This is a genomic window from Myxococcales bacterium (genome assembly GCA_016703425.1).
In the GTDB taxonomy this organism is placed as follows: domain Bacteria; phylum Myxococcota_A; class Polyangia; order Polyangiales; family Polyangiaceae; genus JADJCA01.
On the sequence record JADJCA010000028.1, the window covers coordinates 1 to 7522 of the forward strand.

A 7522-nucleotide genomic window follows, 5' to 3' on the forward strand; every position below is an offset into this window, starting at 1 on the left:
GAATCTGGCGCAACGGTTTGGGTGAGCGGCGAAGAGGCTCTCATGGAGCCCCGAGGTCGCTGAGGTTGTAGCCGCCGGTGTCGCGCGACGGGCTAGCGTCCGTGCACAGATTCGTGGCGCTGAACCGAAAGCCGAAGGCCCAGATGGCCGAGGACAGCGGGCCGCCCAAGCCACCGATGAGGGCACCAGCCTGCGCTGCTGCGACCCCTACCGCGGCACACGCGGCGATGTTCGTGAGTGCCTCCGTCGGGCTGAAGACAGGTGGCCGCGGATCGTAGTCTCCCAAGTCCCGCGATGCGGGGGAGGAGGCGGCTGCACGAGCACCCACCGCGAGCCGCTCAAGGCGCTCCCCAACCGGCCCGTCTTGCCCGCCTCGTCCTGACGACGCGGACTCGGCCAACGATTGCGGCGCGAAGTCGCCGCGGCCTTGGAGTCGTGGGCGCGGGTAGCGCCAGCTCGCCTCGTCGGTCGCTTCGATCTCCTCCCACGAGGGCATCAGCTCTCGTTCAGACGGCGAAGGAGAGAGCTCGAACGCCCCGCTAGCGATGTCGGCTAGGATCTTCTGCCCAAGCAACATGGCAATCCCGTCGGTGCCCTTGCCCTTGTACGCGTAGTAATAGCTCGCGATGGGAACGACGCCGGTGATGAAGCCCTGCTTGATGTCACCCCCTTGAAGCGCTGCGCGACTCGTTCCTTCGAGAGCACCGCCGAGGGCGCCGCCGCCGGCGGCGTTGGCGAGGCCGCCGCATACTCCTGCGATGAGCGCGGCTTTTGCGGCGACGCGTAAGCTGCCGCTGACTATCGCTGTAAACACGAAGGTCGTGACGGCGGCCTGCACGGCGGCGGTCGCGACCGCGGCCGTGATGAAGCCACCGGTAAGGCCCGAGATCGCGGCGCCCGCGACGCCGAGGGCGGCGCCCGCGGTCATGACGATGGCCACGACGGCGACGATGGCGACGACGACGCGGAAGATGGTCCCCCACTTCTTGTGGCCGCTGGGGTCGACGAAGGAGAGGGGATTCTGCCCGACGTAGGAGTAGCGGTTCCAGCCTTGCGTGGAGCCGGCAAACTGCGTGACCGAGTCGGGCGAGAGGAAGACGCCGAAGAGCGGATCGTAGAGCCTGGCGTTCATGTGGACGAGGCCGAGGTCGTCGAGCATCTCGTGGCCGGTGAAGCCGCGCTGGGTGAGATCGCTCTTGAGGATGCCGCTTACGTCGTCGCCGCCGCTGGCGAAGCGACGCTTCGCCGAAGGCGTCGAAGCCGAGGCGCTGCACGACGTCGCCGGCTTCGTTGGTAACGACGGTGACGGAGCCCCAGGTGGTCGGTGCCGAAGTAGACGGTGCGCTCGTTCGCGGCGGCTTGCCCGACGAGGGTCACCTCCGCGACGAGGCCGTGGCCTGCGCTGATGCGGTGGACCTGATCGAGGTCTGCGCCCTTCTGGACCTCTTCGTACGCGGCGGAGACGTGCGTCGTCACCTTGCCGTTCGATTGCTCGTGGCGGAGTCGCTCGTGACTGGGGCCGTAGGACCACTGGCTGAAGGTGCCTTTGGTCGCCGACTCGACGCGGACGGGCTTGTTGAAGCTTGTCCACGAGGGTTGCGGCCGTGGCCGGTCCGCATGTTGCCGCTCGCGTCGTAGGTGAAGGTCGCGTTGACGTCCCCGACGACGCGCGTCACGACGGCGTGCGGCTGCGCCCCGTCGTAGAAAAACCGCCCGAGGTCGGAGCGGAAGGCGAGGCGACCGACGGTGTCGTAGTGGTACGAGACGATCTTGCCCTGGTTGGCCTTCTCGAGGGCGGTGCCGTTGGCCGCGAGCGTCGCGGCCCTCATGCGGTTGAGCTCGTCGTAGGTGAAGGTCTCGTCGAGGCCCGTGACCAAGTCGCGGCGCGCGGTGACGTTGCCGACGGATCGTAGCCCGTGAAGTAGCTCTGGACCGTGGGGCTGTTGCATCCGCTGGGGACGCGTTCAGGCGACCGTTGTCCTTGTTGAAGGTGCAGCCGGTGGCGTCTTTCTGCGTCGAGGTGTCGTACGACGCCATGTCCATGGTGCACGCCGCCGGCACGCACGAGGTGCTGCCCTCCTTGTTCCGGGGTCGTGATGCCGAGCACGCGGCCCCTCTTCGGATCGATGTGCCTCGTCGTCACGAGGCCGTTGCCGCGCGCTCAACCTTCACTTGCCCATCGGCGGTGACGTCCAAGGCGGTCCAATAAAGGGCGCCCGTCTTGGCGTTCTTGATGGAGGGTCTGCACGCCGCGCGCGTCGTAGCCGTACGCGAGCACGAGCCCGCTCGGCGACGTCACCGTCTCGGGCCGCGAGAGCGCGTCGTAGGTGCTCGTGGTCGTAAACGACTTCGCAGGCGTGACGAGGGTCGTCGCCACGGGCCGGCTCTTGTCGTCGAAGGTCGTCGTGCGTGAGCTCGCGAGGGCGCCCTCGCCGGTGGCGATGAGCTGTTCGGAGACGAGTAGGCCCTTGGCGCCTACGCCGACGTCGTACGTGTAGAGCGTCGTGCCCTCCGGCTCCACGCGCTTGGTCACGCGACCCAGCTCGTCGTACGAAAGGTGCGTCGTCGCGCCCGTCGCGTCGACGACCTGCTTCACAAGCTCGCCAAAGGCGTTGTGCGTCAGCGTCGGCGCCAAGTCGGGGCTCGTCTCTTTGATGCGCCGACCGCGCATGTCGAAAGTCGTCGTGTGCTTGACGTCCCGCGGATCGGTGACGACCACCGCGTGGCCCTCGGCGTCGTACGTAAACGTGATGGCGCTGCCGACCGCGTCGACGTTGCGCGCAACCCAACCGGCGGCGTTCTTGACGGACGCGCGGTGCGACAAGCGCGCGTCGGTGGAGACCGTGGCAGACCGTCGTATCGAGCGCTCGAGACACCGCCATCGGCTGCCGTCGCGCGAATCACGCGCCCCAGCGCGTCGTATTCGGTCTCGCTCAACAGACCGGCTCGCCAATGAACGCCGGTGTCGATTGCGCCCGCACGCGGCCCGCCGCGTCGTAGCGCTTCTCAGGGCGCACCCACTTGCCGTCCCACCCCTCGACTTCGGTCGTGACCTCGCGGCCGAGGTTGTCCATGTACGCGCGCTGCGTCGCGCCGCCGGTGGTCTTCGATTCGCCCCACATCACCGCAAAGGGCGGGCACGACGTCGCAGAAGCGAAGCTCCGTCGTGGTCTCGACGCCGCTCGGGAGCTTGCCCCGGCGCTTTCGGCCAAAGGCGTCGTATTCGTCTTCGCTGACAGGCCGTTGACGTCGACGGCGCGTCACCTTGCCAAAACGACCGTCGTACGCCCGCCGGTCGCGTGACCGAGCTGGTTCACGCTCGCCGTCATGAAGCGCGGATCGGCGTACTGCGTGCTTACCGTGCGCGGCGGCGTGCCGTCGGCGGCCGAGACGGTCTTCGGACCACGTGGCCGAGCGCGTCGTAGTCGTAGTGCGTCGTGACCTCGAAGGCCGCGTTGCCCGGCTCGACGGTGTCGTTTTCACGAGCCGTTGGGCAAGTGCGTCGTCGCCGCCGTGTGCACGATGGGCAGCGCGCCGGTCCACTCGCTGGTGGTGGTGCTCCTGACGATGGAGTTCAAAACCCACGTCGCCTCGTTGCTCTGGAAGGTGACCGACGTGGTCTTGCGGAACGCCTCGGCGCCGAGCGCCGTCGTCAACACCATCGTGCTCGGGCTACCGTTTGGTGCCCCGGCTCACCGTCGTGATGCTCGGCAACGTGCCGCCCGGAGAGGTCAAAGCTCTCCTCCACCGCGCCCGTCTGCACGACCGCGTCGACGAAGCCTCCGATGCCCGGCTTCGGGTAGCCGGGATGAAACGCGACGTCGTTTCGGCTTCGCCCAATGAGAATGACGCGCCCATCGGGCGCGCTCCAGCGTCGCTCAGTACTCGACGCGCCCTCAAAGGGCGGGGTCCACGCGGAATTGCTGCATCAGCTCGATGCGGGGTTGACCTCGTCGCGCATCGTGACGCGGCGAAAGCCAAGCCGCGGCCATCGAGCCGCGCGCGCCCCTCGTATCGGTAGGTGCTCCGCGCGCCGTCCGAGCCGCGCACCTCGCGCACCAGGTACATCGCGCCGTTCGCCGCCACCGTCGGGTACGTGAGCGCCTCGTCGAGCGGGTGCGTACACACCAGGCGATGCGGGAAGCGACGCGTAGTCGATCTCCGTGCGCGCCCCAAGCCGTTCGTGAACGCACGCGCCGTCGAAGTGCGGCTGCACGCGGTTCTTCGCAAACAGCAACGTCCCGCCATCGCCGCGCTGCAAGATCCGTCGCTCCGTCGCCATCGAGATCGGCAGGCTGGATGCTGAAACGGTCCGATGGCTGCTGCTCCGACGTATCCGCCGTTTGGCAATCGACCGAATCGATGACTGTCGCCGGCCGGATCAAGTGCCGCGCCGACGCGTCCCAATACCCGGCCACCCGCGACGCCACGGTCTCCCACTCGGCGCCCGGTGGCCCGCCATACAGATCGGAGGGACCTGGATCCTGGGCCCGCCAGCACCGTCACCGTCCAAGGGACGCAGCGATGCGCCACCGGTACCGCCGGATCCGACCAGACGACGCGGCTGCTCTCTCGCTGCAATCGACGGCGCCGCTCGTGCACGCGGCACCAGGCTGATTGCTGTCGCAATAGCTCGGAAGCTGTTGCTTGTGCGTCGCCGCCGCCGTCATCAGGCAAGCCCACGCAAACTGCGCCGCACCGCCCGTCGTGTGCACCGGGTAGCCCACGGGTTTTGCGTGCTCGCGGATACACGCGCGTCGTCGCGTAACGCGTCGGCGCCTTGCTCCGGTCCGTGAGCTTGACGAAAGCGTCGAAGCCATCACTACCGTTCGAGAGCGAAACGTCGAGCCGCGTCCCCGTCGCGTCGTATTGAAGGATCGCTCCAGCCGTCGCTGTCCAGATCCGGCGAGCTGCGCCGTCGCGTTGTACCGCCGCCCCAGGCCCTTCGCAAGAAACGACCGCCTGGTACCCAGGTGCACCTTCGCCGTGCCGCTCCCCGTGATGAGCACCAGATCGGCGCACACCATCGCCATTGACGTCGCCCATGCGCACCGCGCCTGCGCCGGCCTTCGTCGTCGGTGCCCCACAACTCCGTCGTAAACGCCGGCAGCGGCGTCGGCGGCCACTCGCCGTGGTCGCCCCGGCATCGGCTCGCCATCGAAGCCGATCGGAGACACCCGTCCCCACCGGACACCTCGTTGAAGGCGCGGTGCACCCAAAACGTGACCGCCCTCTCGTGCGGCAGAATCCGCGCGCCCGTCGCCATCCAGATCGCCCTAGGCGCAGGTTGTCGACTGCCCAGCCCCGTAGGGGGCGAAACGGGCCGCGCGTCGTCACCTTCGGAGAGGTGGAAATGCAGCAACCGCTTCATTGTCAGGCGGAAGAGATCTATCCGGCCGTCGCCGTTGAAGTCCGCCACGCGAAGCCGCTTGGTGTCGCTGATGCCGTTCGCGAAGAGCGACGTCGTGAAGCCCGCGCCGTCCGAGGTCCATGCGTACGCTTCGGGCCGTCGCTGCGCACATCGAAGCAAGTCGGTCTTGCCGTCGCCGTTCCAGTCGCCGCCGACCAGCTCGCCGAAGAAGCCCGCGACTTTGACGTCCACCCGAGAAATCCGCCGCCCATCGGCCACACCAAAGTTGACCGAGACCGTGCCCCCTTGGAGCTGCGCCAAGTCGCTGAGGCCGTCGCCGTTGAAGTCGCCGCTGATGGCCGTGCTCAAGAGACCCGTGACGTTCAGCGCCGTCTCGAGCGGCATATCGCCCACAACGAGTGCTGCTCCGTCCACTCGAAGCGCGTCGGCGGCAAGCACGTCGTCTGACCTGCGTTCCGGGAGCTTCGCTCCGCTGCGCACTCTTGTGCCGACACGAGGCGCGCACGCAGCCGCGTTGGCCCATCGCGCCGTATTCGAAGTTGACACGCTATGAAACTCTGTACCCCCCTCAAACGACGCGATCGATTGAAGAAGCTGCGTCGTCGTCACCGTCTTGCGCCAGCCACGTACGCGGCCGTGGTCTTCTCGCCGTCGGTAGCGAAACTCCACCTTCGACGTCGGCGCGATGCCCGCCGCGAGGTTCTCCGTGTACTCTCGATCGTCGTCGGCCAGTAGTCGCCGTTGGCCAAGTCTTGCGCGTAGCTGTGCCCGATCGCGTTGCCGAAGCGATCGCTCGAGCCTGTGAGAGTGCCCAGCCGCGCATCTTCAGACGGTCCGCGACGCCTACGCCCTTGCCCCCACCGATGCGCGCGTCCGACGTCGTGCCGTACTCGAGCTTCTGCCCGCTCCATCGTCTCGACGGTGACCCTCTCGCCGACCTGCCGAATGCGCGAGAACGACTCCCGCGCCGTGCAGTATTCAGCGCCGTCCACGTTGTACCGGCCGTTGACGCCTACGAGCCGCTGCCCGTCGAGGCTTGGCCGATCGCTGCTCGTAAAGGTGACGTCGGCGCCCACGCCGTCCTCCGCCCCCGTGCGCGGGCACGGCGCGATGACCGATAGGCCCGACAGCAGAAGCCTGGCCGAGAATCCCGTTGGCGCCGTGGCTCGAGTACTGAATCGACAGCGACGGCACCTGGCCGGAGATCCCGGGCGCCAGCGTGACGGGCATCGCGTACGAGACCGAGCCCGCGGGCGTGACCTCGAGCTGGCCGGTGGTCGTCCCCGGAGCCGAAGCACTGTCGAGCTGAGCGCGGCTTCTGGTGGCGCGTTGCTCGTCGCCGTCGCAGCCACCGCGAGCGGCACGCAAGAGATGATGAGCGCGAGCAGGCTAGAGACGGTGCGGGACGAAGAGGCGGCGGGAAGGAGAGGTCGACTCTCGATGCTTGAACTCTCTCCACCAACGATTCTGAAACAGCGTGTGCGGCCCATGGGCCCCCGCGCTGCAGAAGCAGTGCCCATGGTGCGCGACTTGCTGTGTACCTGTCGTCGCGAGTCCACGACAGCGCGAATCGTGTCGCGCCGGCGCGCGCGACGAGTCGTCGTGGGACTCCGTGAGGACCCGTTCCAGGCGCGACTCTCTTCCCTTCGCGGCATCGTTCAGCAGAGCGCGGAACTCCGATAAGCCGGGAATACCCCGCCGATGGGATAGTGGCAGTATCACCGTCAGCGCTGACCACCGCGCTCGCCGTTACGTCCTCGATGACGCGCCCATCGCGAAGCACGATCTTGCGGTCGCCGCGCTCGGCGAACGCCACGTCGTGGGTGACCATGATGATGGTGCGTCCTTCGCGACGCGCAGGAAGCTCGGCGAAGACATCGAAGACGAGCGCGCCGTTCTTCGAGTCGGGGTTCCCAGTGGGTTCATCGGCCAAAATGAGCGCCGGATCGTTGGCGACGGCGCGCCGATGGAAACGCGTTGCTGCGGCCGCCGGAGGAGAGCTGGCTGACCGCCGTCCCCATAAGTCGGCGAGGCCGAGCAACGACTTAACACGTCATGAAGGCGCGCTCCTCGGCGCCGTCGCGCGGCACCCCGCGTCACAACATCGGCAACGTGGCGATTTTCGAGGACGTTGAACTCGGCCGGGAGGAA

Annotated in this window: 7 protein-coding genes; all 7 read right to left on the bottom strand. The window is 67.7% G+C overall.

Features of this window, described 5'->3' with window-relative positions:
• Nucleotides 1-40: 40 nt before the first annotated feature.
• Nucleotides 41-1159 (bottom strand): RHS repeat-associated core domain-containing protein, encoded by a 1119-nt coding sequence (locus tag IPG50_33370; GenBank protein ID MBK6697040.1) that lies wholly within the window; start codon nucleotides 1157-1159, stop codon nucleotides 41-43.
• A 50-nt stretch (nucleotides 1160-1209) separates the two neighbouring features.
• Nucleotides 1210-1476, bottom strand: a complete 267-nt coding sequence (locus IPG50_33375; protein ID MBK6697041.1) for a hypothetical protein — start codon at nucleotides 1474-1476, stop codon at nucleotides 1210-1212.
• A complete protein-coding gene (locus IPG50_33380; protein MBK6697042.1) occupies nucleotides 1473-1949 on the bottom strand; it encodes a hypothetical protein in 477 nt (158 codons plus the stop codon). The genes IPG50_33375 and IPG50_33380 overlap by 4 nt, the downstream gene beginning before the upstream one ends.
• A gap of 212 nt (nucleotides 1950-2161) precedes the next feature.
• On the bottom strand, nucleotides 2162-2824 hold the full coding sequence (locus IPG50_33385) for an RHS repeat protein (GenBank protein MBK6697043.1): 663 nt from the start codon (nucleotides 2822-2824) through the stop codon (nucleotides 2162-2164).
• Between the two features lie 109 nt (nucleotides 2825-2933).
• A complete protein-coding gene (locus tag IPG50_33390; protein MBK6697044.1) occupies nucleotides 2934-3122 on the bottom strand; it encodes a hypothetical protein in 189 nt (62 codons plus the stop codon).
• A gap of 357 nt (nucleotides 3123-3479) precedes the next feature.
• Nucleotides 3480-3662: a hypothetical protein gene (locus tag IPG50_33395; GenBank protein ID MBK6697045.1), complete on the bottom strand. Its 183-nt coding sequence runs from the start codon at nucleotides 3660-3662 to the stop codon at nucleotides 3480-3482.
• Between the two features lie 1160 nt (nucleotides 3663-4822).
• A complete protein-coding gene (locus IPG50_33400; protein ID MBK6697046.1) occupies nucleotides 4823-5785 on the bottom strand; it encodes a VCBS repeat-containing protein in 963 nt (320 codons plus the stop codon).
• Nucleotides 5786-7522 lie beyond the last annotated feature (1737 nt).